Source organism: Brevibacillus sp. AF8, from assembly GCF_021270385.1.
In the GTDB taxonomy this organism is placed as follows: domain Bacteria; phylum Bacillota; class Bacilli; order Brevibacillales; family Brevibacillaceae; genus Brevibacillus.
The window spans coordinates 103,693-127,235 of record NZ_JAGQDN010000017.1; the positions used below are offsets into that span (position 1 = coordinate 103,693).

General features: G+C 48.3%; 21 protein-coding genes and 1 pseudogene. 14 read left to right on the plus strand and 8 right to left on the minus strand.

Annotated elements, in window-relative coordinates; translation table 11 throughout:
- Window positions 1-60: 60 nt before the first annotated feature.
- The 11 genes from KB186_RS20450 (at window position 61) to KB186_RS20500 (ending at window position 11,126) form a co-directional block, all read left to right on the plus strand.
- Window positions 61-1,020, plus strand: coding sequence for a carbohydrate ABC transporter permease (locus KB186_RS20450; protein WP_173608585.1), 960 nt, complete (start codon window positions 61-63; stop codon window positions 1,018-1,020).
- A gap of 30 nt (window positions 1,021-1,050) precedes the next feature.
- On the plus strand, window positions 1,051-1,893 hold the full coding sequence (locus tag KB186_RS20455) for a carbohydrate ABC transporter permease (protein ID WP_173608584.1): 843 nt from the start codon (window positions 1,051-1,053) through the stop codon (window positions 1,891-1,893).
- A 30-nt stretch (window positions 1,894-1,923) separates the two neighbouring features.
- Entirely contained in the window at window positions 1,924-2,913 is a 990-nt protein-coding gene (locus tag KB186_RS20460) for a Gfo/Idh/MocA family protein (protein ID WP_173608583.1), read from the plus strand.
- Window positions 2,914-2,926: 13 nt separating this feature from the next.
- Window positions 2,927-3,901 (plus strand): Gfo/Idh/MocA family protein, encoded by a 975-nt coding sequence (locus KB186_RS20465; protein WP_232774264.1) that lies wholly within the window; start codon window positions 2,927-2,929, stop codon window positions 3,899-3,901.
- A 15-nt stretch (window positions 3,902-3,916) separates the two neighbouring features.
- Window positions 3,917-4,891, plus strand: coding sequence for a Gfo/Idh/MocA family protein (locus tag KB186_RS20470; RefSeq protein WP_232774265.1), 975 nt, complete (start codon window positions 3,917-3,919; stop codon window positions 4,889-4,891).
- Between the two features lie 5 nt (window positions 4,892-4,896).
- On the plus strand, window positions 4,897-5,721 hold the full coding sequence (locus tag KB186_RS20475) for a sugar phosphate isomerase/epimerase family protein (protein WP_232774266.1): 825 nt from the start codon (window positions 4,897-4,899) through the stop codon (window positions 5,719-5,721).
- A gap of 27 nt (window positions 5,722-5,748) precedes the next feature.
- The gene (locus KB186_RS20480) at window positions 5,749-6,735 is read left to right on the plus strand and encodes an ROK family protein (protein ID WP_173608579.1); all 987 of its coding nucleotides are present in this window, start codon (window positions 5,749-5,751) and stop codon (window positions 6,733-6,735) included.
- Between the two features lie 163 nt (window positions 6,736-6,898).
- Window positions 6,899-7,717: a hypothetical protein gene (locus KB186_RS20485; RefSeq protein WP_173608578.1), complete on the plus strand. Its 819-nt coding sequence runs from the start codon at window positions 6,899-6,901 to the stop codon at window positions 7,715-7,717.
- A 126-nt stretch (window positions 7,718-7,843) separates the two neighbouring features.
- Complete coding sequence (locus KB186_RS20490) at window positions 7,844-8,896, plus strand: hypothetical protein (RefSeq protein ID WP_173608577.1); 1,053 nt, start codon at window positions 7,844-7,846, stop codon at window positions 8,894-8,896.
- A gap of 136 nt (window positions 8,897-9,032) precedes the next feature.
- Window positions 9,033-9,947 (plus strand): cysteine synthase A, encoded by a 915-nt coding sequence (cysK, locus tag KB186_RS20495; RefSeq protein ID WP_173608576.1) that lies wholly within the window; start codon window positions 9,033-9,035, stop codon window positions 9,945-9,947.
- 15 nt (window positions 9,948-9,962) lie between these two features.
- Window positions 9,963-11,126, plus strand: a complete 1,164-nt coding sequence (locus KB186_RS20500; protein WP_232774267.1) for an FAD-dependent monooxygenase — start codon at window positions 9,963-9,965, stop codon at window positions 11,124-11,126.
- Window positions 11,127-11,187: 61 nt separating this feature from the next.
- Here KB186_RS20500 and KB186_RS20505 read toward each other — a convergent pair whose 3' ends face one another.
- Window positions 11,188-12,372, minus strand: a complete 1,185-nt coding sequence (locus KB186_RS20505; RefSeq protein WP_232774268.1) for an amidohydrolase — start codon at window positions 12,370-12,372, stop codon at window positions 11,188-11,190.
- A gap of 241 nt (window positions 12,373-12,613) precedes the next feature.
- Here KB186_RS20505 and KB186_RS20510 point away from each other — a divergent pair, with 241 nt between their 5' ends.
- Window positions 12,614-13,942, plus strand: a complete 1,329-nt coding sequence (locus tag KB186_RS20510; RefSeq protein ID WP_173608573.1) for an ATP-binding protein — start codon at window positions 12,614-12,616, stop codon at window positions 13,940-13,942.
- A gap of 76 nt (window positions 13,943-14,018) precedes the next feature.
- Here KB186_RS20510 and KB186_RS20515 read toward each other — a convergent pair whose 3' ends face one another.
- A complete protein-coding gene (locus tag KB186_RS20515) occupies window positions 14,019-15,206 on the minus strand; it encodes an MFS transporter (protein WP_232774269.1) in 1,188 nt (395 codons plus the stop codon).
- A 403-nt stretch (window positions 15,207-15,609) separates the two neighbouring features.
- Between KB186_RS20515 and KB186_RS20520 the strand changes: the two are divergent.
- A pseudogene (locus tag KB186_RS20520) lies at window positions 15,610-15,786 on the plus strand (transposase); the annotation flags it as partial.
- Between the two features lie 369 nt (window positions 15,787-16,155).
- Here the strand turns inward: KB186_RS20520 and KB186_RS20525 are convergent.
- The 6 genes from KB186_RS20525 to KB186_RS20550 form a co-directional block, all read right to left on the minus strand.
- Window positions 16,156-16,326: an LPXTG cell wall anchor domain-containing protein gene (locus tag KB186_RS20525; protein WP_232774270.1), complete on the minus strand. Its 171-nt coding sequence runs from the start codon at window positions 16,324-16,326 to the stop codon at window positions 16,156-16,158.
- Window positions 16,327-16,352: 26 nt separating this feature from the next.
- Window positions 16,353-17,048, minus strand: coding sequence for an ABC transporter permease (locus KB186_RS20530; RefSeq protein WP_232774271.1), 696 nt, complete (start codon window positions 17,046-17,048; stop codon window positions 16,353-16,355).
- The gene (locus KB186_RS20535) at window positions 17,041-17,964 is read right to left on the minus strand and encodes an ABC transporter ATP-binding protein (protein ID WP_173608570.1); all 924 of its coding nucleotides are present in this window, start codon (window positions 17,962-17,964) and stop codon (window positions 17,041-17,043) included. Before KB186_RS20535 ends, KB186_RS20530 begins: the two co-directional genes overlap by 8 nt.
- An 83-nt stretch (window positions 17,965-18,047) precedes the next feature.
- Window positions 18,048-18,989: a sensor histidine kinase gene (locus tag KB186_RS20540; protein ID WP_173608569.1), complete on the minus strand. Its 942-nt coding sequence runs from the start codon at window positions 18,987-18,989 to the stop codon at window positions 18,048-18,050.
- Window positions 18,990-18,993: 4 nt separating this feature from the next.
- Complete coding sequence (locus KB186_RS20545; RefSeq protein WP_304502558.1) at window positions 18,994-19,707, minus strand: response regulator transcription factor; 714 nt, start codon at window positions 19,705-19,707, stop codon at window positions 18,994-18,996.
- Window positions 19,708-19,975: 268 nt separating this feature from the next.
- Window positions 19,976-20,734, minus strand: coding sequence for a TrmB family transcriptional regulator (locus KB186_RS20550; RefSeq protein ID WP_173608568.1), 759 nt, complete (start codon window positions 20,732-20,734; stop codon window positions 19,976-19,978).
- A gap of 396 nt (window positions 20,735-21,130) precedes the next feature.
- Here KB186_RS20550 and KB186_RS20555 point away from each other — a divergent pair, with 396 nt between their 5' ends.
- Window positions 21,131-23,392 carry an immune inhibitor A domain-containing protein gene (locus KB186_RS20555; protein ID WP_232774272.1) on the plus strand — a complete coding sequence of 754 codons (2,262 nt, stop codon included), beginning with the start codon at window positions 21,131-21,133 and terminating at the stop codon, window positions 23,390-23,392.
- Window positions 23,393-23,543: the final 151 nt, after the last annotated feature.

Genomic DNA, 23,543 nt, shown 5'->3' on the forward strand with positions numbered 1-23,543 from the left:
GGCTTCGCATCATGGACGAGGCGAGGCCATCCTTTTTCGAAAAGCTTCTGTAAGGAGGGAATGAATGCGATGAGCAGCCAGTTGCAGCCTGAAATGCACGCCGCCGTCCAGCCAAAAACGAAAAAATCGTTGAATCGCATGAAGAGAAGTGATTGGTTCTGGGCGTATCTCATGATTGCTCCCACACTGATCGGGTTGGGTGTTTTCTACTTATGGCCGATTGTACAAACCATTTATTTGAGCTTTACCAAATGGGGAGGATTCGGAAAGTACAAGTGGGCTGGCTTACATAATTACGAGTTGTTGTTAAAGGACCCTTACTTGTGGATTGCACTGAAAAACACGCTGATTTATACAGTAATCGCAGTTCCAGTGGGTATCGCTATCTCCATTTTTATCGCTGTGCTGCTTAATCAGAAAATTAAGGGGATTACGATTTATCGCACCCTGTACTTCCTGCCCGTTGTGACGATGGCGGCAGCGGTGGCGATGGTGTGGAGATGGTTGTACAACGCTGATTACGGTCTGATCAATTATTTACTGAGCATGATAGGCATTGAGGGACCACGCTGGATATCTGATCCCGCCATTGCACTGTATGCGGTGATTATCGTTGCCGTTTGGAGCTCCATCGGATACAACATGGTGATTTTTCTGGCCGGACTGCAAGGCATCCCGAGAAGCTATTACGAAGCGGCAGAAATTGATGGCGCGGGACCAGTTCGTATGTTTTTTAAGATTACGTTGCCGCTGTTGACTCCTTCGATCTTTTTCGTCAGTATCACTTCCTTGATTGGGGCTTTTCAAGTATTTGACCTGATTTATTTGATGCTCGGAAGCAAAATGGGCAATCCGGCAACAGAGCAAACACAGACGATGGCGTACTTGTTCTTTACCAATGGATTTGAATCAGGGAACGGTGGCTATGCGGCCGCAGTTGCCGTCGTGCTTCTGGTGATGATTCTGATCGTCACTGCTATTCAAATGAAGTTGCAGAAAAAATGGGTTCACTATGATTAAACAAAGCTGAACAGACGGGAGGGATATGGAATGAGTGTTTATACGAGTCGGAATAAAACAACCAAGAAATTGTTGATTCATCTGCTGTTGATTGCAGGTGCTCTCGTGATGATTGCGCCATTCGTCTGGATGGTTCTCACTTCGCTCAAGTCACTCGGCGAATCTACACAGGTGCCGCCGGTCATTTTGCCGACCAAGTACCAATGGGAAAATTACACCCATATTTTTGAGATGCTGCCGTTCTTGGACTTTTATTGGAATACGGTGATTACAACAGTAGCCAAGGTAGTCGGACAAGTATTCCTTTGCTCGCTTGCAGCTTACGCATTCGCGCGAATTGAATTTCCAGGGCGAAACGCCTTGTTCATCCTGTTCTTGACCGTCTTGATGGTGCCAGGTCAGGTGTTTCTGCTCCCGCAATTTATGATCATGAAAGAGCTTGGCTGGCTGAATACGTTGACAGCATTGATTGTACCGGGATTGTTCAGTGCATTTGGTACGTTTCTTCTGCGCCAATTTTTCATGTCGCTGCCAAAAGAACTGGAAGAAGCGGCGAAGCTCGATGGTTGCAACCATTTTCAGATTTATTGGAGAATTATGCTGCCGCTGGCGAAGCCCGGCTTGATCGCACTCGCCATTTTCGTAGCATTGTGGTCTTGGAATGACCTGATGTGGCCGTTGATTGTCAACAGCACGCCGGATAAAATGCCGCTCTCCGCTGGTTTGGCGTACTTGACGGGCGAGCACACCAATTTGACGAACTACCCGATTTTGATGGCGGGCTCCGTTCTTGCCATTTGGCCGATGATCATCGTCTTTATTTTCATGCAGAAGCATTTTGTCGAGGGAATTACCCTAACTGGGTCCAAATAGTCATTTTTTGAAAAAAGGAGTGAAACCATTATGCATCATGTTCTGGTAATCGGAGCAGGAACCATGGGGACTGTTCACGCGAAATCGTATGCTGCCATGGAAAACGTCAAGCTGGTTGGGATCGTCGATATCCGCAGCGAGAGAGGAAAAGAGCTGGCAGCCGAGACAAAAACGGAATGGTTTGAGAGCTATGAAGAGGCACTAGAAAAACTGGCGCAGGTAGATATCGTAGACGTGTGTTTGCCTACGTATCTCCATAAAACCTATGTGAAAAAGGCTGCGGATGCAGGCAAGCATGTCATTTGCGAAAAGCCGTTGGCACGTGATAAGGAAGAGGCTCGTTTTATCGTTGATTATTGCCGGGAGAAAAACGTCAAGCTGTTCGTCGGTCACGTCCTGCGCTTCTTCCCGGAGTATGAAAAGTCCCGTCAGCTGGTTAATGACGGCGCGATTGGCAACGTTGGTGTGGCACGTACGTTCCGTGGCGGTATCTTCCCGACAGCGTGGAACGATTGGTACGCCGACTACAAAAACAGTGGCAGTCTTGTTTTAGATATGATCATTCACGATTTTGACTTTTTGCGCTGGTGCTTCGGGGATGTGGAGCGTGTGTACGCGAAAGGCTTGCTTGGTCGAGGTTTTGCCCGGATGGATTACGCACTTGTCACGCTTCGCTTCAAGAACGGCATGATTGCACATGTGGAAGGCTCGTGGGCACATGAAGGCTTCGCGATGAAAATGGAGCTGGCAGGCAAGGAAGGCATCATTGCCTACGACAGCTCGAAGGAAAAACCGCTAGTGGCGGTTAATCGCTCGAAGCAAGCAGGCATGAGCGGAGTCGCAGTTCCGGAGAGTCCGTTGCGTGAAAACCCGTATTTCAGAGAACTGAAGCATTTCATCGAATGCATCGACCGTGATCTGGAGCCACTCGTGACGGCAGAAGACGCCGTTAAAGCGGTAGAAATCGCTCGTGCTGCGCTTGTGTCAATCGAAACGGGCAAACCCGTAACTTTGGTGTAGGAGGGGACTGGACATGAAACTCGGAATCATCAGTGTTGCACATATGCATGCATACAGCTATGCAAATGCGGTTGCGAAATTAGATGGAGTTCAATTGGTCGGGGTAGCAGATGAGGATGAAGTGCGTGGAAAGGCGGCGGCTGAGAAGTTTGGCGTTCCGTTTTTCGCTGATTATCATGAGTTGCTCGCAACGGATATCGATGCGGTCATCGTCACTTCGGAAAACGCCAAGCACCAAGAGCATACGTTAGCGGCAGCGAAGGCAGGCAAGCACATCCTGTGCGAAAAACCGCTGGCGACAACAGCCGAGGCTGCTCAAGAGATGATCGACTTTTGCCGCGAACAGGGTGTCATCTTGCAGACGGCATTCCCAGTGCGATTCCATCCGGCTGTTGTTCGTGCAAAGCAATTGGTGGAGCAAGGCAAGGTCGGACGTATCATGGCGATCCGGGGTACGAACCGTGGACAAAATCCGGGTGGTTGGTTCGTCGATCCGGAAAAATCGGGCGGAGGAGCAGTGATCGATCACACGGTTCACGTTGTTGATTTGATGCGCTGGTTCATGGACTCTGAAGTGCGTGAGGTTTATGCCGAGGTAGACAGCAAGTTTTCCGATACGCCGATTGATGATTGCGGCATTTTGACCATGGAATTTGAGAATGGGGTATTTGCCACACTCGATTGCAGCTGGTCTCGGAACAAGGCCTTCCCAACTTGGGGAGATGTGACAATGGAAATTATCGGGACAGAAGGAACGATTTCACTCGATGCTTTTTCTCAAAAGCTGGATGTCTATTCCAATGAAAAAGGTTTGAAGTGGGTCAACTGGGGCGATGACATGGACAGTCAATTGGTCAAGGATTTCGTCACCAGCGTGCGTGAAAAGAAAGCGCCGTCGATTACGGGTGAAGACGGCTTGCGAGCTGTGGAAGTAGCACTCGCCGCTTATCAATCCGCTGAACAGAAGCAACCAGTCGTATTACGGTAGGACGGTGAGGAACGCATGAGTGTACGTGTAGGCATGATCGGCGTAGGTGGAATCGGACAGCATCATCTAAAAGGCTTGTTGACGGACGAGAGGGTAAAGGTCGTTGCAGTGTGCGACGTGAACCAAGAGACGGTAGCAGAGACTGCTGAGCGCATTGGTGTGCATGGCTACACCTCTTGGCGTGAGCTGGTAGAGGCAGAAAAGCTGGATGCTTTGTTTGTATGCGTCCCACCTTTTGCGCATGAAGAGATTGAGGAAACAGCGGCGGCGAAAGGGATTCATCTGTTTGTGGAAAAGCCAATTGGGCTGGATATACAGAAAGTGAACGAAAAGCAAGCAGCGATTGAAAAGGCAGGGATTATCACCGCGACTGGCTATTGCCTGCGCTATCTCGATATCGTGCAGGAAGCGAAAGCGTACTTGGAAGGCAAGTCGATTGCTCTTGTCCGCGGCCATTATTTGACCAAGTTCGTCACGACAACTTGGTGGAGGGAAATGGGCAAGTCAGGTGGACAGCTTGTCGAGCAGGCGACACATACGCTGGACATGATGCGGTATTTGGCTGGAGATATCGAGAAGGTCTATGCGCAGATGGCCTTGCTCGTCTCGCGCGACATTCCAAACATCGATATTCCAGACGTGACTTCCATCAGTATGGTGTTTCAGTCAGGGGCGCTAGGACATTTGGATACGTGCTTCATCCAACCGGATCACCGTACCAATGTAGAAATTTTGGGCAAAGATTTCCGTGTCATGATTGACGGAAAGCAATTAGCGATCATGGATGAGCAGGGAACACGTACAAAAGCGAGCGCAGTGGATATGTACGTGGAGCAAGATCAGGCGTTTATCACAGCGATTTTGACAGGGGATCGCAGCTTGATTCTGTCGCCGTATGAATCAGCGAGAAAGACGCTAGAAGTAACGTTGGCAGCGAATCAATCGGCACAAGAAGGAAAGCCGGTCACCATTTTGAGAAAAGGGGAGTGAGGCGAATGGCTTTTCAAAAGGGAATCAATGCTTGGTGCTTCCCAAAGGAAACGAGCGTACAAGAAATGTTTCGCCAGGCGAAAGCACATGGCTATCAAGGGATAGAATTGAATTTGGACGAGGGAGAGGCTCCTTTTCATTTAGAGATGACAGAACAGGAAATAAAGGGGCTGGCAGACGAGGCTCGTGAGCTCGGATTGGAGCTGCCAAGCGTCTCTACGGCCCTTTTATGGAAATATCCGTTGACACACAATGAGGAAACGATTCGCGAGCAAGGTATTCGTGTTGTCGAGAAAATGATAGAGGCGGCAAGCATTTTTGGCTCACGGACCGTCCTCGTGGTCCCAGGTCTCGTAACAGCTGAGGTGTCGTACGATTCGGCCTACGAGCGGGCGCGTGAAGCATTGCAGCGCTTGGCGAAAAAGGCGGAGCAGCATCAGGTATACATCGGGATAGAAAACGTGTGGAACAAATTTTTGCTCAGTCCGCTGGAGATGGCCCGCTTGATCGATGAAGTAGACAGTCCTTGGGTAGGCGCTTACTTTGACGTAGGCAACGTGCTGCAATTCGGTTTTCCTGAGCAATGGATTCGCATTTTGGGCAAGAGAATCCAAGCAATTCACGTCAAAGATTTCAAGACGACGACAGGCAACATCACAGGTTTCGTCCCACTGCTCGCTGGCGATATTCCATGGAACCGCGTGGTGGAAGCATTGCGTGAAATCGGGTACGACGGCTACATCATCCCGGAAATCTCACCTTACAGCCAGTTCCCTGAGCAATTGATCTCGCATACGTCTCAAGCGTTGGAAGCCATTTTTCAATCGTGAATGGACAACAAGGATGTGAAGCGGAAGATGAATCAAGACAAACCATATGCCATCGGGATTGATCTGGGTGGTACAAAGATCATGGCCGCGATCGTCGACCAGCATGGCAACATCCTCAGTCAGGCGAACGCAGCGACCCCAACAGAAGAGGCAGCACAGGCAGTCATCTGCCGTATCGGTGATTTGGTGCAGACGGTACTAGACGAGAGTGGCATCAATCTCTCACGCATTCGCGGGATCGGGATTGCAACTGCCGGAATTATTGATACGCAGCGTCAAATGGTCATTTTTGCGAGCAATCTAAACTGGAGCGATGTGCCGATCGGCGCGATGCTTCAGGAGCGGTTTGGCGTAACCGTGCAATTGATCAATGATGCCAATGCAGCAGCGGTAGCAGAATGGGCGTTTGGAAGTGCACGAGGCACGAAAGACTTGATCTATGTAACGGTCAGTACGGGTGTTGGTGCCGGCATTATTAGTGGAGGACGGCTGGTTACAGGTGTTGGCGACAGTGCCGGGGAGTTCGGGCATATTTCGCTTGATCCAGAAGGACCGCTGTGCGCGTGCGGGAATAGAGGGTGCCTGGAAAATTACACGTCTGGGCTGGCTTTGGCAAGTAGAGCCAGGGAACAGCTTCTACAGGGTGTTACAAGCTCATTGCTTGTTGAAAATGGGAATGACCTGAGCAGGATAACGGCTAGAGAGGTCGGAGAGGCAGCGGTACGAGGTGACTTGCTCAGCATGACCTTGATGAAGGAAGCAGGTTATTATCTCGGGGTCGGACTGACGAATCTGATCCATCTGTTCAATCCGCAGGTGATTGTCATTGGTGGCGGTGTGATGAAGAACGGACAGCTACTGCTTGCAGAAGCGAAGAACGTCATTCGCGAGCGCTCTATCTCTCGGATGGCAAATCAGGCGAGCATCCAGTTGACTACAATTGGAGCGGAAGCAGGCGTGCTCGGTGCTGCAGGCATGTATTATCCGTCCGAGCGTGAAATGGTTGAGGTATAACGGAATGAAGGTGATAGAAGCCGATGTTTGGGAGACATCGGCTTTTTTCTGTTACCTATGCAGTGCGAGTCATAGGAGCCTAGACCTAGATTCTATCTATTGGTAAAATATTGATTGGAAAAATCTTCACATATCATGATAGAGAGACAGACGGAGGGGTACCATGGCAGAGGCCAAAACAGCAAAAGCAGCGAAGAAGCCCGGATTTTTCAAAGAACTCCTTACTTTTTTATTGGTAATTGCCATCATCCTCGGAATTGCTAGCGGTGCTATTTTCTATTTATCTGGGAAAAACCTTGATGATCTGCTAGGATCGAGACCCGTAGCAAAAAAGGAAACGAATCAGCCTGCACCCGTAAATCCAGTGTCTACAGGTCAGGAAGCGGGCACAAATCAGCAGTCAAATGCTGTAGCTGTATCGTCGGAGGGGAAAAGTACAACGGACGTGGCGATGCCGGCAGCTTATCCGGTTGAAACAGTAGGCCAACAAAATAATGTCGTAGGACAAGTAGCACAACCAGCAATTCCTACCCAAAAGGGATCGCTCAAGGGTACGATTACTTGGCAGTATAACGATTTTGTTGGGACGAAGCCGGATGTGAATGCAAGGATTCTACTCATTTCTAAAGGTTATGATAAGAATACGCTCACTGATGATGAAGAGAGTATATTTGCAATAGGTACAGTACCAAAAAAAAACGTGGGATTATTTGCTGCAAAAGCAAATGGATATGGAAATTACGAGGTTGGTAACTTACCGGCTGGAGAATATCACATCTTGGTCGTATCAGCACAAACCACTCGCAATATTAATGAGCCTATTGATGAATATTTCACAAGTATATTGAAACCTTACATCAGAAATTGGGATTCATTTGTAAGGATTAGTCTATTACATTTAAAATATGAACTCTCCACGATTACAATCGAAGAAGGTCAAACACTCGATTTCAGTCACGATTTTGGTAATACGTTCTATTAATCTTGTTTTGGCCTTTAGACTCATAGGGTTTTCCCCCGCGATTCATGTATCATAAAACTATGGCACGTTTTGGCAGGAAAACAGGTCAAACGTAATAGAATTTGTGGGTAAAGGGGTCGCAGCAGCATGAAGGGAAAAAACAAAAGCATCATGATCGTAATGGCTCTGGTCATCGTCGCATTGCTGGGATACGCGGGCTATCGTTTCCTTGGTCCTGTGACACTGGCGGAAGGGTATTTGTACGAAGACGATACACGCATGCTATACACGAGTGTCACGGTAAATAACGAGAAAGTAAACGTAGAAATAGCAGATTCCATCGTCGAAACGGAAGACAGCATCCCCTTTCTGAAAACCGAGTCGATCTTGCTGGAGGGAACGCTGGATGGGGAACAGCTAACACTCAAAAATCCGGCAACTGGTCAGGATATCATCGGCACAGTGAACGGTGACGAGCTCCAATTTAACGGCCTGCTTATGGAAGAAAATAAGGAACAGACGAGTCTTGTTGCCACAAACAAAAGCGCGTACGAAAGCAAATTGGCGTCATTAACCAAGCGCATCAACGAGGAAGCGGAAGTAAAAAAGAAGGAAGTAGCAGAACAAAGAGCCAAAGAAAAAGAGCGTGTCGATTTCGCCAAAAAAGTAGAACAGACAGGAAAGCTGGAAGCTGATCTGATTGAAACGGCAAAGTATTTGGACGAGCTGCAATTTACGGATGAAGCGCAGTTTTCAAACGATCAAATAGCGGAGCTACAAAGACTGTTGGAAGAGATTCGTACCTATTCGACGCAGCCAGGCTTGAGCAAGATGGAATTCGAGGTCATGCAAGGAACGCTGGGCAGTATGAAGGTGTTGGTCGATGGGATGAACACGATGGATGGCTCGATCCAGGATAAAAACAAAAACATGCAGGAAATGATCGCCATCATGGAGACCGACATGAAGGACATCCAAACGATTTGGGCGGAAATCAAAGCGAGCGTACCGGATGCCGAGAAACGGGAAAAAGCAGTCCTCGCGGCTATCAAGACGGCGACTGATTCAATCGCGCAGGCGAAGCAGCGCCAAGGCTCGGTAGACAAAAGCGGACAAGCAAAAGTGAAAGAAACCGCGAACGGTCTGTATCAACAAGCGGTGAATGTACTGAATCAGACAAAAGCAAAGTATGGTTTTTAGACAGGAATAAGGCTCTCCTTCGAGAGCTTTTTCTCATTTAAGCACCCTTATCGTTTTCAGGTCGGAAAAATTGTATTATTCTTATAGTATTACTAAGGGATAATGACATGAAGGCATATTTTCCAGGAGGAATACGATGAGCGTCTACCAGAACATTACCGAATTGATTGGAAACACGCCGATTGTTCAACTGAGGCGCATGGTTCCTGAAGGAGCAGCGGAAGTTTTTGTGAAGCTGGAGAAATTCAATCCGTCCGGGAGTGTGAAGGACCGCGCTGCCTACAATCTGATTTTGACGGCTGAGCAAGCGGGGCTGATCCAACCGGGGGATACGATCATAGAGCCGACGAGCGGAAATACTGGGATCGGCTTGGCGATGAATGCCGCAGCAAAAGGCTATCGCGCGATTTTGGTCATGCCTGACAATATGTCGAAGGAACGGATCAATCTATTGAAAGCGTATGGGGCAGAGGTTGTCTTGACTCCGAGCGAGCTGAGGATGCCAGGGGCGATTGCCAAAGCGCAAGAGCTGCAAAAAGAGATTCCGCGCAGCTTTATTCCCCAGCAATTCGAAAATCAGGCGAACCCTGACATTCATCGAATGACGACAGCTAAGGAAATTTTTGCGCAAATGAATGGTCGACTGGATGCTTTTGTCGCCACAGCTGGGACGGGAGGAACGATTACCGGAACAGGCGAAGCGTTGCGCGAAAAGCTCCCGGAGCTGTATATCGCTGTCGTCGAACCAAAAGGCTCCCCGGTTCTGTCTGGCGGCAAGCCTGGTCCACATAAACTGGTCGGCACGAGCCCTGGTTTTGTTCCACAAATCCTCAATACAAGCATTTATAATGAAATTATTCAAATCGCGGACGAAGACGCCCTACAAAGCATGAGGCAGCTGGCAGCCCTGGAAGGGATTCTCGTCGGCCCTTCATCGGGTGCCTCGGTCTTTGCTGCCATCACGATTGCCAAAAGGTTGGGAGTGGGTAAGCGGGTCGTGTGTATTGCGCCTGACACAGGGGAGCGGTATTTGAGTATGAATCTTTTCTAATGAGGAGAAAAGGCGATGAGCAACGAAAAACACGCGCTGATCATCGGGGCAGGTTTGAGCGGACTCGCATCAGCGCTTGCCTTGAAGCAAAAGAGTTGGCAAGTGACGCTTTATGAGCAGGCAAAAGAGCATAAAGGCATCGGTGCTGGAATCGTGTTGGCTGCCAATGCCATGAAGGCATTGGATAAGCTGGGGGTTGGACAGGAAGTACGCGAGCTGGGAGCAGCTGTCCGCTCAGCACGGATTCGCGACTGGAAGGGAAATTTGTTGGTTGAGCTGCCTGTCGCGGAACAAGCAGAACGGTACGGGGCTGACAGCTACTTGATTCATCGGGCTGATCTACAGCAGGCACTTTTTGCAAAAATCTCGACGCATGAATTGGTTTTAGGCAAGCAGTTCGTCTCTTTTTCTCAAGAAAAGGAAAGGGTTCATGCCGCTTTTGCAGATGGGTCACGTACACATGCGACGATTCTGATCGGAGCGGACGGGATTCACTCCCGTGTACGGAAGAGCTTGTTCGGGGAAGAGTCGATGAGATACTCCGGGTATACGGCGATTCGCGGGATTGCTACTTATCAAGACCCTCGTTATCCATTGGAATCAGGAGGAGGCTTTGAAGCATGGGGCAAGGGAATTCGTTTCGGATTTTCCCATATTGGCAACAATCGAATACATTGGTTTGCCGCCATCAATGCACCTGAGGGAGAAAAAGATGGGCCATCGGGCCGGAAGCAAGAGACGTTGCGCCGACTGGACGGCTGGTATGAGCCAGTACGTGCAGTGATTGAGGCGACAGAGGATGCAGCCATCTTGCGGCATGATATTTACGACCGTACACCACTCAGGAGATGGGGTGAGGGCCGGGTTACATTAGTGGGCGATGCGGCACATCCGATGCTGCCGAATCTGGGGCAAGGGGCGGGGCAGGGAATGGAAGATGCGCTTGTGCTAGCCAGATGCTTGGCAGATGACCACACGGACTCGGCTCACGCTTTGCGCATGTATGAAGAGATACGGAAGAAGCGGGCGAATGCGATTGTGAAAGGTTCCCGCTTGATGGGGGCTGTCACCCAATGGGAAAATCCGCTGGCCATCGCGGCTCGTCATTTCCTGCTAAAAACGATCCCTGCCCGTATCCAGAGTCGAAGACTGGACTGGATAGTTGGACATGAGGTGTGAATACGGCGGACAAAAATGAAAGGCAAGGAGCATGAGGCCCTTGCCTTTAGACTTTTTCCGCTTATTGATGGCGTGCCTGATAGGCAAGCAACGCTGCAATGAACAACTGACCAGTTTGAATCATGGAGCGCTCATCGACATCGAATTTGGGATGATGATGCGGATACGTCGCCGAAATCTCCGGGTTGCGTCCACCAACCATGAAGAAGGTAGCGGGGCGCTCTTGGGCAAAGTAAGCAAAATCCTCTCCGCCCATGCCAGGTGGGATTTTCAATACTCGCTCCTCACCAAAAATGCGTTTGGCTTCTGCTGTAAGCAGCGGAGTCTCTGTCTCATCGTTCCAAGTAGCTGGGTAGCCGCGTTGGTACATGATTTCGCAAGTAGCGCCGACAGCCTGGCAGCTGGCTTCCACGATACGTTTAAGAGATTGCTCGACCGCGCCCCTCACTTCCTCGTCATATGTGCGAACAGTCCCCTTGAGCCTCACTTGATCAGGAATGACGTTGAACGCTTCGCCCCCGCCTACGAAGGAGCAAACAGACAGAACGACTTGTTTCAGCGGATCTACCTGCCGGCTGGCAATCTGCTGCAAATTCATAACAACCTGACTGCCCAATACGATTGGATCAACGGAGGTATGAGGATAAGCACCGTGTCCGCCTTTTCCGTACAAGACGATCTCAAAGCTGTCTGCTGCTGCTGTAATGTAGCCATCTCCGATCCCGACAGTGCCTACGGGAAGCTCGGAGGCAACGTGCGCGCCATACACGACATCAACACCTTCGAGGCAACCCGCCTCCACCATGGCTTTGGCGCCACCGGGTGGCAGCTCTTCCGCGAACTGATGCAGGAATACCACATTTCCTGGGAGCTCGTCACGGAACTCGCTCAACACTTGTGCGACTCCCAAAAGTCCGGAGGTATGTATATCGTGACCGCACGCGTGCATGACTCCTGGAATGCGGGACTTATACGGTACTTCTTTTTCATCTTGAATGGGCAAGGCATCGAAGTCAGCGCGCAACGCAACTGTTTTTCCTGGCTTTCCACCCCGCAAGAGACCGACAACACCCATGCCGCCAACACCGGTTTGTACTTCTATACCAAAAGAAGCCAGCTTGTCTGCTACTTTCTTCGCTGTGTTTTCCTCCTGAAAGGAAAGCTCGGGATACATATGCAAATCACGTCTGAATGTAACAAGCTCTGGATAAATCTCCTGTAGCCGGGCAAACAGTTTTTCTTCCATCGAACCCACTCCTTTTTCCTGGGGAAAGAGATTGGTATTTCGTATTCGTCTTATTATAAAAATATTCCGAATCATAATTCAATGTATGATTTCGAGAACTATAATGAAGCGAAATTCATATTATGTAGACATTTCCAGTAGAAATCTCTAAAATATTAGAGAGACATGTTCAAAAAGTCGTGTTTTTAGTATAACTGCGTAATCAAAAGACGACTTTTTGAACAGATGGATTGAGGAGATTATGACGAGTACACACCCGAAAAATCCCAGAGTTCTAGTCATTATGCTCGTTTCTGGCATCCTTGTTTTGATCTTGACTTGTGTAAGCATCGCGATTTCCTATTTCAATACGATTCAATCCGTCCGACTCTCCATTGCGAATCAAAGCATGAAAGCTGCTTCCACAGTAGCAGACAGTCTAGATGTTGACGCGTACCAAGAGTTTTTACGAAATCCGGTAAAAGAGACCCCCGCCTATAAACGAATCGAACAGCAATTGAATCAAGCTCGTGAGCAGTTCGGTTTGCTGTATTTATACACGATTCAAGTCAGCGAAGACAGGCAAAGTGGTCGCACAATGATCGTCGCAAGGCCGCCAAATGCGAAGCAAAATTTTGATATCGGTAATCCTATTGTTCTATCTTCTGAGCACATTCAAACGATTTACGAAGGATCATCAGCGTACTACTCAGAGATTATCAGAGATCCAGATTACGGGGTCTACATGTCTGCGGGCGCGCCGCTTAGAGATAGAGAAGGAAAAATCATCGGAATCATCGGAGTAGATACGGACGTAGCCATCATCGAGGACATTGGAAACGATGTTGTTCGTAGCAGTATTCCTGTTTTTGCGATTCAAGGTTTGTTTGTCGTCGTACTGATCTTTCTGGTTCTTTGCATGGAACGCTGGTACCAACGCGCCATCAAGGCAGCAGTTGGCGAGACGGAAGAAACCTACCAGGAAGAATTGCGCTCAGTCATTTGCTCGATGCGCTCCATACGCCATGATTTCGTCAATCACATGCAAGTGCTCTACGGTTTGATCGAATGCGGATATTATCCAAAAGCACGAGATTACGTGCAGTCGTTGCTGAAAGAAACCAAGCTTTTGGACCTCACCGTGAGATTTGCGAATCCTGCTTTAATGGTATTGCTTCACACCAAATGGGAGCAGGCCAAATCCAAACAAATCGTCATGCAATTTGAAGAATGCTCTGATCCAATCGATAGCATTCCTTCCATTGATCTGATCAAAATTTTATCGAATCTTATTGATAATGCGATTGAAGCGGCTGAGTTAGCGGATGGGGAAAAGCGAGTCAGCATCTATTTTTGCTGTGATGAAGAACACGTTGTTTTCCGAGTGGAAAATACAGGACCGGAAATAACGCCAGAACAACGTGCACGTATTTTCGATAATGGCTATACAACGAAAAGAGAGAAAAAATGTGGTGGGCGCGGAACGGGTCTGACGATCGTAGATGCAGTTGTTCACAAGTACAAGGGGAAAATTGAGGTTTGGTCCGAGCAGGGAATCACGAGATTTACCGTTTGGTTGCCAGTGAAATAGGCTCAAAACGAAAACGATTCTAGGATGATACGAAAAAGCCGTCAAATAGTTGACGGCTTTTTGCTTTTGCGAGGCGCTATGCATGGTGTCCTGGCGCTGGCTGCACCACTTGGCTTTCCTGTGCTGGAACAGGGCGTGAGATCGAGTAGAAGGCAAATCCGAACGAAAGCAGTACGAACACGGCTCCAACCCATGGTGTGTAAATAACGGAGGATCGCTCGACGACGAGACCGCCAGCCAGAGAGCCAAGGGCGATACCTAAATGCTGGGCAGAAGTATTCAGGCTTAATTGAATGTCCGCAGTAGCAGGTGAGCAGGAGATCAAATAGTTTTGCTGTGCTGGCGAAATAGCCCAGCTAAGCGCACTCCAGATGACCATGATCGGCAAGAACAAATAAAGCGAGCCTGTAAAAAACGGCAAGACACACATGATCAAGCCGAACACTGGAATAATCAACAAAATGCTCTTGGTTGCTCCCCACTTGTCAGCAATCCAACCGCCAATACCACCACCTGCAACGGCAGCAATCCCGAACAGGAGATAAATCCAGCTCAGTGTCGTTGCGTCTACATTCATCGTCGTTTGCAAATAAGGGGTAAAGTATGCATACAGCGCCAAGTGACCTGTCAGCATTAACATGACGATAAACAAGGCGCTGAATAGCTTGCCGCTACGGAGGGTAGTCATTTGATCACGCAGCGGAATCGGCGGTGCAGTTTGAACTTTTGGCAAAAACATGAGGATAAAAATCATCGCAACGATACTCAGAGCCGCAATCAGCCAAAACGGGGCACGCCATCCGAAGGCATTCCCCAGAGCCAGTCCGACAGGGACGCCGAGTACAAGCGAACCGCTAATCCCCATGAAAATAACGCCAATGGCGCGACCACGGTAAGCAGGCTCCACAAGACTCGTTGCAAGGGTAATCGACAGCACAATCAGGATGGAACTACTTGCTGCACTCAAGATACGTGCTGTCATTAATACGGCGTAGCTCGGACTAAGTGCCGCAAGCACATTGCTTAGGAAAAAGGCTGCTAATGCAAACAAGTATAGCTTTTTGCGCTCGACACGCCTCGTAACATGCAGGAGCAAAGGAGCAGCAACAGCAAAGGCAAGCGAGAAAATGGTGATTAATTGTCCGGCGGCACTAATCGATACCTGAAGATCACGAGCAATCAGATCGAGCGTACCACCGATAATCAATTCCACCGTACCTACGACAAAGGTAGCAATCGCTAAGATGAAGACACGTGGATTCAAAACAATAGCTCCTCTCGACTAAAAAGGTTACTACTATAATAGTAACCTTTTTAGTCTTCTGCAACTAGAAATTTCTCCATATAAATAGAAAAGACTCCGGCCAACTGTAGAATGAAAAACATAGAAAGTTCATTCGATAAATGTCACAAACGGTTAGTCAAATTTAAACCCACTGAAATAACAAAATAGGGAAAGGATATGAAGTGGGAAAACCAAGACACGATCATAGTTTACGAGCACTATTTTAATGAAGAAAAAAATCGCCAAGCTCATGATTAATAAAGCTATAGAAGAGGCACAGAAACGTCCATATAATCTTCCGATAGAGTTTCATTACAACGAACCTGAACGCATTTGAGAATGTCTTTATTTCCGTTTATGGGACAAGCCATCATTTGTCTAGGACCTGTTTCGTGACACGATCCAGCAGTTCTTTGAAGCTGAAATGGATGATCACTTAGGTTAAAACAAGCATAGTTCCGACGGTGACTATACTGGAAATAGTCGAAATGGCTACAGTAAAAAGACGGTGAAAACGAAGTTTGGCAACACAGAACTTCGTGTGCCTCGCAATCGTAATACGATAAGGAACTCGAGTTTTTTCATATTGCCGGTACCCTTGGTAGTAGCAGCCATTGTTCTCTGGAATACAGTACTTGGAGTGAGCGACAATGTTGGCGTTCGCCCTTAACGTACGATTTTTTCCATTTCGTGAGGTGACCCCAAGCTGGCCGTCTTGCCACGATGGTGCCAGTGGGCAGGTCTTCAAGGCTGATGGAGGGAACAGGAGCTTTTAGCATCTAGAAAAAAAGAAGGAGCTTGTCGCGCCGCGACAGCTCCAAGAAACCCCAATTCTTTACCTTTGGCTCTACGTCCATGATTCTTTCGATTGCAGTAACTCCGCCACTATAATAGCCCTCGTTTCATTTCACCCTGATGCTCCTGCCGCTCACTGCTTTTTCTTCGCGAACAGCAACCAGCTCGCGGACAGGACCGCTAATGCGACAGCACCTAGCATACTGATCAGCACATGTCGGTCTCCCGTTCCCACATACAGCAATCCATTCAAGACAAAAGAAGCGGTGCAAAGCAAAAAGCTCCATTTCAATACTTGTTGCATGATCCTAATCTTCTCCTCCCGTTCTGCTACTTGAGCACATCGACATGCTCGATGTTTCGAATCGACATATACGCGACGGCCGCGCCGAGGAGTGCCAGTCCAATCGGCACTGCAAGAATGGAATATAAGGTGAAGCCGTTGACGTTTTGGCAGACGAGCATCACGACGATGAGTGACGACACGATGGTAGCCGCGCCTGAATGTTTGCGCATGCCGAAATTCAGAGGAATCAGGCTTAAAAAGCTGGTCGCCAGCGCACTCATCACGACCGCAAGCAGCGATTTGGTTGCAACGGACCACGAGAGAGGCTCTGGAACAACGGAGGCGAACAGATTGAATACATAAAAGCCAACACCAACAAACAGGTTCGCCGCAATATCCGCAACGAGCGTAAACAGCACGACGACGAGCAGCTTGGCTGCGATGAGCTTTTTGCGATTGATCGGGTACATGAACAGTACCGTGATCGATTTGTTGCGGAACTCGTTAATGACAAGCCGGGAAATGAGCACTGACGCGAACACAATGTACGTTCCCCGAATGAGTGTATCAATGACGGAGAACGCCATTTCGTAGCTCGTAAAAGGCATCTTTTCTGTAATTTTCGAGTCAAGGCTGATAAAGCAAATTAGACTTAAGATCACGACGTTGGCGATCATCGCTGCCCGAATATAAGACCCGATCCGAAACTTGCGCATTTCGAGCTTCATGAGCTTAAACACCGACGCCACCCCCATTCAGAATGGACAGGAAATAATCCTCAAGTGACCCTTTTTTCTTATGAACCGCTTCGATCTTGACATCGTGCAGCACCAAAGTCTTCATCAGCTCGCTTTGCGGAATACGGCTATCGTAAATGCGGATTTGGCCATCGTCGGTGACGCGGACATTGGATATTTGCAAATAGTTTTCAAGCACGTAGGCCGCTTTCCTACTGTCGTTCGTCGTGATTTCGATATACTCCTGTGTTTGCTTGACGATATAGTCCATCGAAACTTCCTGCAGCAGCTTGCCGCCGTTCATGACGGCGATCGTGTCGGCGACCAGCTCCACTTCCCCAAGAATATGGCTAGAAATGAGAATCGTGGTCCCATATTGCTTGCACAGCATTTTGAACAGATCGCGAAGCCCCTTGATTCCTACAGGATCGAGACCATTCGTCGGCTCATCGAGAATCAGCAGCTCCGGCTTGGTCGTGATCGCCCGCGCGATGCCGAGCCGTTGCTTCATCCCCAGCGAAAATTCCTTTACCGCTTTCTTGTCGATCCCTTTCAGATTGACCAGCTCAAGCGCCTCATCAATCGCCTTTGGGTCATGGTAGCCCATATATTCGCAATGCAGCTCCAGGTTTTCACGGGCCGTCAGCTTTTCGTAAAAGATCGGGTTTTCGATGATCGTGCCCATTCGCCCCAACAGTCGGTACGACGTATCAGTCAGCCGCTCACCGAAAATTTCGATCTCACCTGCCGTCGGCTTCACCAGGTTCGTGATCATTTTCATGACCGTTGTTTTGCCCGCACCGTTTGGACCAAGCATGCCGTATATTTCGCCTTGCTTGATGTTCATATTGACGTTCGAAACAACTTCCTTACCCATGTAAGCACGAGTCAGTTGATTCGTTCTTACGATATACGTCATCGTTCGATGCCCCCTTCGTTCGTTACAAGCTCTATCGTAAGCATCGAATTTTGCTTTTTCCTTACCTGATTCTTACAAATTCCTTAAGCCCCGAATGCGATTCGCTTCAGTCTGACGGTAAACACTGTTTTTTCGTACGGCTTGCTATGGATGCGGATCGTCCCTCCTTGAGCTTCGATCAGCCTTTTCGTAATTGTCAGCCCGAGACCGCTGCCCTGATACGATTTGTTACGGGAGTCCTCCAGCGTGTACATCCGCTCGAACACCCGGTCCTGATGCAGCTCGTGGATCCCTTTGCCCCGATCCCATACGTCCACATATACAAACTCGTCGTCTCCGCGCAATGTTAATCCGACCACCATCGCCTCTCCGCCATGCTGAATCGCATTGGCGATCAAATTGTTCAGGGTGCGGTCCAGCGCTTCCTCGTTCCCCCACGCATACATTGGCTTGTCCGGGATCTCAATCGCGACCTCAAAGCCTTTGACCGTCAGCGTGTCATAAAATGCGAGTATATTTTTTTCGCAAATATCGTTCATGTGGATCCGAGAAAGCGGCATCGGCTCGTCCCCTGACTCCAGTCTCGCCAAATCAAAAAACTGTCGGATGAGCTGCAGCACCTCGTTGGCCTTGGCGTGCACCTTGGACAATAGAACCTTTTGTTTCGCTGCGTCCATGTCCGGATCCAGATTGATCGTTTCGATATAACCAAGTACAACGGTAAGTGGCGTCTTCAAATCGTGCGATATGTTCGAGATCATTTTCCGCATCGACTGCTCCATCTTCAGAAAATTCGCCGCTCTTTGCTGATTGTGCTCCAGCAAATGATTGATTTCGATCAAGACCGGTATCAATGCGCGATCGTCCGTAAAAACAAGCAGCTTTTCGCTTGTGCCACCCTCGATAATGTCCTTTAATTTGTGGTGAATCAGTTCCAGGCTGGAGCTTCTAGCCCGGTAAGCTCGGTATTGAGTCGCAATCACGACGAGCAAAAGAACGACCAGCACAACTAGCGCGATCACCATGTCATTATCCTTCCCACTTGTAGCCAATGCCCCACAGCGTCTTGATATAACGTGGTGCGGATGGCTGGTCTTCGATTTTTTCCCGCAACCGGCGGATATGGACGTTAATGACGTTTTCGTCCCCATAATATTCGTCATTCCAAATAAAGCCGTACAGCTGCGCCTTCGTGAACACGCGATTTGGATTTGTGGCGAACAGCTTCAGGATTTCGAATTCTTTGGCCGTCAGCTTCAGATCGACATCGTTTTTCGAAACTGAAAAATTTTCCAGATCAATACGCAGGGCTCCGAACATCAGCACCTTGGCAGCTGGAGATGCCTGATCTGCTGAGCCCGCTCCCGCATTCGAATACGTCGTGGCACGACGAATCGCCGCTTTGATCCGAGCCGACACTTCAATGAGAGAAAACGGCTTTGCAATGTAATCGTCGGCACCGAAGCCGAGCCCGATCGCTTTATCGACGTCGTTGTCCTTTGCCGACATGATCAAAATCGGCACCGAGCTGTTTTCTCGGATCCTCTTGATTACCTCGATGCCGTCCAGCTTTGGCATCATGATATCGACAATGACAATATCGAAGTAGCTTTGCCGAAACTGGGCAATTCCGTCCAGTCCATCAAACGCTGCCAAGACGTCGTAGCCTTCTTTGATCAGATGATTCCGAAGCATCTCGACGATTTGGGCATCGTCCTCAATCAGCAGTATGTTGTGTGGCATGGTGTTCTCTCCTTAATCCTATCCTTTTAAAAAAATCTCTTCCGAAACGATCACGATGTTTCCGAATACGCACATAGGAGTAGCGCTAGCAAATCGCGTTTATCTTAACTTATTGTGACCATCATTGTTAAATCAATGGTTGTCACATTGGAGTTAAGATAAACGCGTAATGTAAATGGCTAACATGGTATTTAGTTATTTATATTTATTGGTTATTTTGGATACTTTGTAGTTTTTAATAAAACCAAAAGCCAAAGTCCAGGGATTGTCAGTATCGGAGGCGGATAATCATCTTGCGGATTTCTTCATCGTCAAACAGTTGATCCACGTATTTTTGGGTGATTTTTGTCAGTGCGACATCATGGTAAAAAGAATCGGCAAAAAATTTGACGAACGGTTGACCGCGTGTCTTGATCGCGTGCCACCCTGTTTCCTCCTCGCCTGCAAAAATCATTTCGTCTTGGTCCGCTACAATTAGCTGATAGCGCTCCAAGCCTTGATGCTCTTGCACAGGGATAAAGGAATGAACACAGGAAAGCTTGGTAGTAATCTGCCCAATCACCAATGCTTCGATCTCTACGCCTTCCTTTTCTTTCATTTCCAGTAGGGGTACATACTCTAAAAAATCATCGGACCAGGCGGAGATACGAATAGACCGAGTCGCTCGTTGGATCAATTGTTTGCATTCCGCGCGGATCGATTCGTCAACCTTCAGGCTCCAGACTCGGTCATCACGTACAGTTTTATGGGAAAGGGAGCTGGTCAATTTTTTGACGTCCGTTTGAAATTGGCGGGTCAGCTTTTCTACCAGGCTGTCCAGGGGAAGGGCTGTATACCGCTTTTTCTTTTCCGATACGGTGTCAAGGACCATCCCCTTTTCTACCAGACGATTCAACACCTCGTAAATTTTTGCCTTTGGCACCCCCGAATGCTTCACGACCATTGCTGCATCGAGAGGCTCGCCGCTAGACGCCAACGCTTCATAAACTTTACTCTCATACAGAGAAAAACCAAATGTTTGCAGCATCAAAATCCTCCATGGAAAACACGAGCATTTTTATTCGATCGTACCGATAATCGAGTTGTTTTGCAAGAAAGAGGAGGGGCGAAAGGAATATTTTATCGGAATGTATCGAGCTTTTTCGACAAAATCCGCTAATTTTTCTGTAGGTCTTTAGGCAGTAGACACACCATGCATATATCAAATTGAGACCCTATATATATATGATTAGCCGAAAATTCGGCACTTGTTCCGAGTAGGTCGATAGCCTTATTGAGCAATTTCTTTTGAACGTGAAGGTTTTTTTGTCGAAGGAAAAAATTTGGCAAAGATTACGTATCACGTAATAATTAAGAATAGTCGGAATTGGGGGTTTAATTTTCCGATGCATCACAAATAGATAGAAAAAGAGGGTGAACCTTAGTGAAGAAAAGCAAAAAGCTCTTATCCGTTTTATTTTCCTCCTCACTCGTGCTCAGTACTTTCGTGGCTGCACCTGCAACGGGTTTGGCCAAACCCAAAGAGGACAAGCATGATCTGCATGTAGATTTGTCCACTGTTAACCTGGAGCGACTGATTAAAGGGTTAATGGAGCAAGGAATCATTGATGAAGACGCCGATCAGGAAGAGATTGACGAAGCGTTGCTCGAGTACTTCGAAGACAAAAAAGTCCCGCACGGCATTGATGAATCGTCCTCTTACGGTAAGGAAGCGAGCAGAGGACAGCAGGCAGCATTGGCTGATGCTGTGCAGAAAGTGGCTGAGATGGAGGACGGCGATGAAGTACGCTCTTCCAAACGACTACATACGGATAACATCGTTGTCGCTCTTATCGAGTTCCCTGACCGGGAGCATAACCAGCTACCAAAAGTGAGTGACTCGCTTTGGACAGAAGACTTCAACGAAAAGCACTATAAAGAGATGCTGTTTGATCAGAAGGGGTATGAAACTCCTGAAGGTATCGGCATGACAACCATGGCGAAATACTTCTATCTGCAATCGGGAAGATCTTGGACGGTTGACGGTGTGGTAACGCCATGGCAAATGGCAGAGAACGGCTACAAGTATTATGGAGGAAACTCCAAAGCCGGTGACGATTCCAATCCGCGCGATCTGGTAATCGAGACCTTGGCGGCAGTTGGGGAATCCATTGCTGGGAAAGAGGAATTGTACGATCAGCGTGATCCGTATGATATCGATGGTGATGGAGACCTGATGGAGCCGGATGGCAATCTGGACAACCTCATGCTCGTTCATGCAGGGATCGGAGAAGAGACAGGGGAAGACCCAGATGCGATCTGGTCTCACCGTTGGACCTTGAAAAAACCAGTAGATATTCCAGGTACTAGCCTCAAAGCATTTGATTACATGATCCAGCCAGAAGATGGCGCACCAGGCGTATTCACTCACGAGTACGGACACAATCTCGGTTTGCCAGACTTGTATGACACCTCAAGAGCTGGAAAAGACTCGCCAGTAGGTGCTTGGTCCCTCATGTCGTCTGGTAGCCATACAGGTAAGGTCTTCCAAACAGAACCTACAGGCCTTGATCCTTGGTCCAAAATGGTTCTGCAACAAATGTTTGGCGGCAACTGGATTGCTCCGACTGTTCTGGACTACAAGGATGTAGAAAAACGCAAGAAAACGGTTCCGCTCATTGATGCGAGCAGCACCGAGAAAAGCGGAAAAGTCGTTAAGCTGAATATGCCGAAAGTTGAAAAGAAACCGCCGGTTGAGCCAAAAGATGGTGGCTACGCATACTTCTCGGATGAAGGCAACAAATTGAACACCAAAATGACTTCCGATGTGATCGATTTGACTGGGGTCAGCTCCGCTACGATGAAATTCGACTCATGGAGGAACATTGAGGAAGGCTATGATTACCTATCCGTCAATGTAATCGATGCGGATACAGGTGAGAAAAAAGAAGTGCAAAAATTCGATGATGTAACAAAAGGCTGGGACAAAGAAGAAATCAGCCTGAACGAGTTTGTCGGCAAAAAAGTGCAAGTCGAGTTTAACTATGTGACGGACGTTGCTTACGTGTTGGACGGCTTCTATCTGGATAACTTTGAAGTAGAGGCAGATGGGCAACTTATCTTCGCGGATGATGCAGAGGGTGAGAAGAAGTTCAAGCTGGATGGCTTCATCCACTTTGATGGAAAAGGCAAAATGTATGATGCGTACTACCTGGTTGAACTGCGCTCTCATGAAGGAATTGACGCTGGACTGAAGTACTTCCGCCGCAACGACTCCTTCTTCACGTACGATCCAGGTATGGTGATCTGGTACTTTGATGGTCGCTACGAAAGAACACGTGATAACAATACGAGCCAGCATCCAGGCTACGGCTTGCTCGGTGTAGTAGATGCCCATCAGGAAGTGCGTTACTGGAACAATGATGAGGGTAACAAAAGCGCAATTGCAGACTCCCGCTATCAGGTGAACGATGCTGCATTTAGCCCGAACAAAACGTCCGGTATGGATCTGGATTACATTTATGGAACGATGAAATACGATCCGTTGAAAGGCGTTAAGGAGTTTGACGACAGTGATGATTACTCGATGCCGGAAGTACCGGAAGTCGGAAAAATTCTGCCGCAAATCGGTTTGCAAATCAAGCTGAAAAGGGTAGACAAAAAGTTCACGGATGCTTCGGTTGAGTTCTCCATTGACAAACATTAATGAATAAGCCAAAAGACGCCACACAGCGCCAAGCTGATGTTTGGCGTCTTTTTCGTTTCCATGATTACTGGTCTAAGCTCGGCTGCATCGAAATAGGCTATAACAATGAACGACAAGCTGCCTGATCTGATTGCGCGTAAGAAAGGCAACC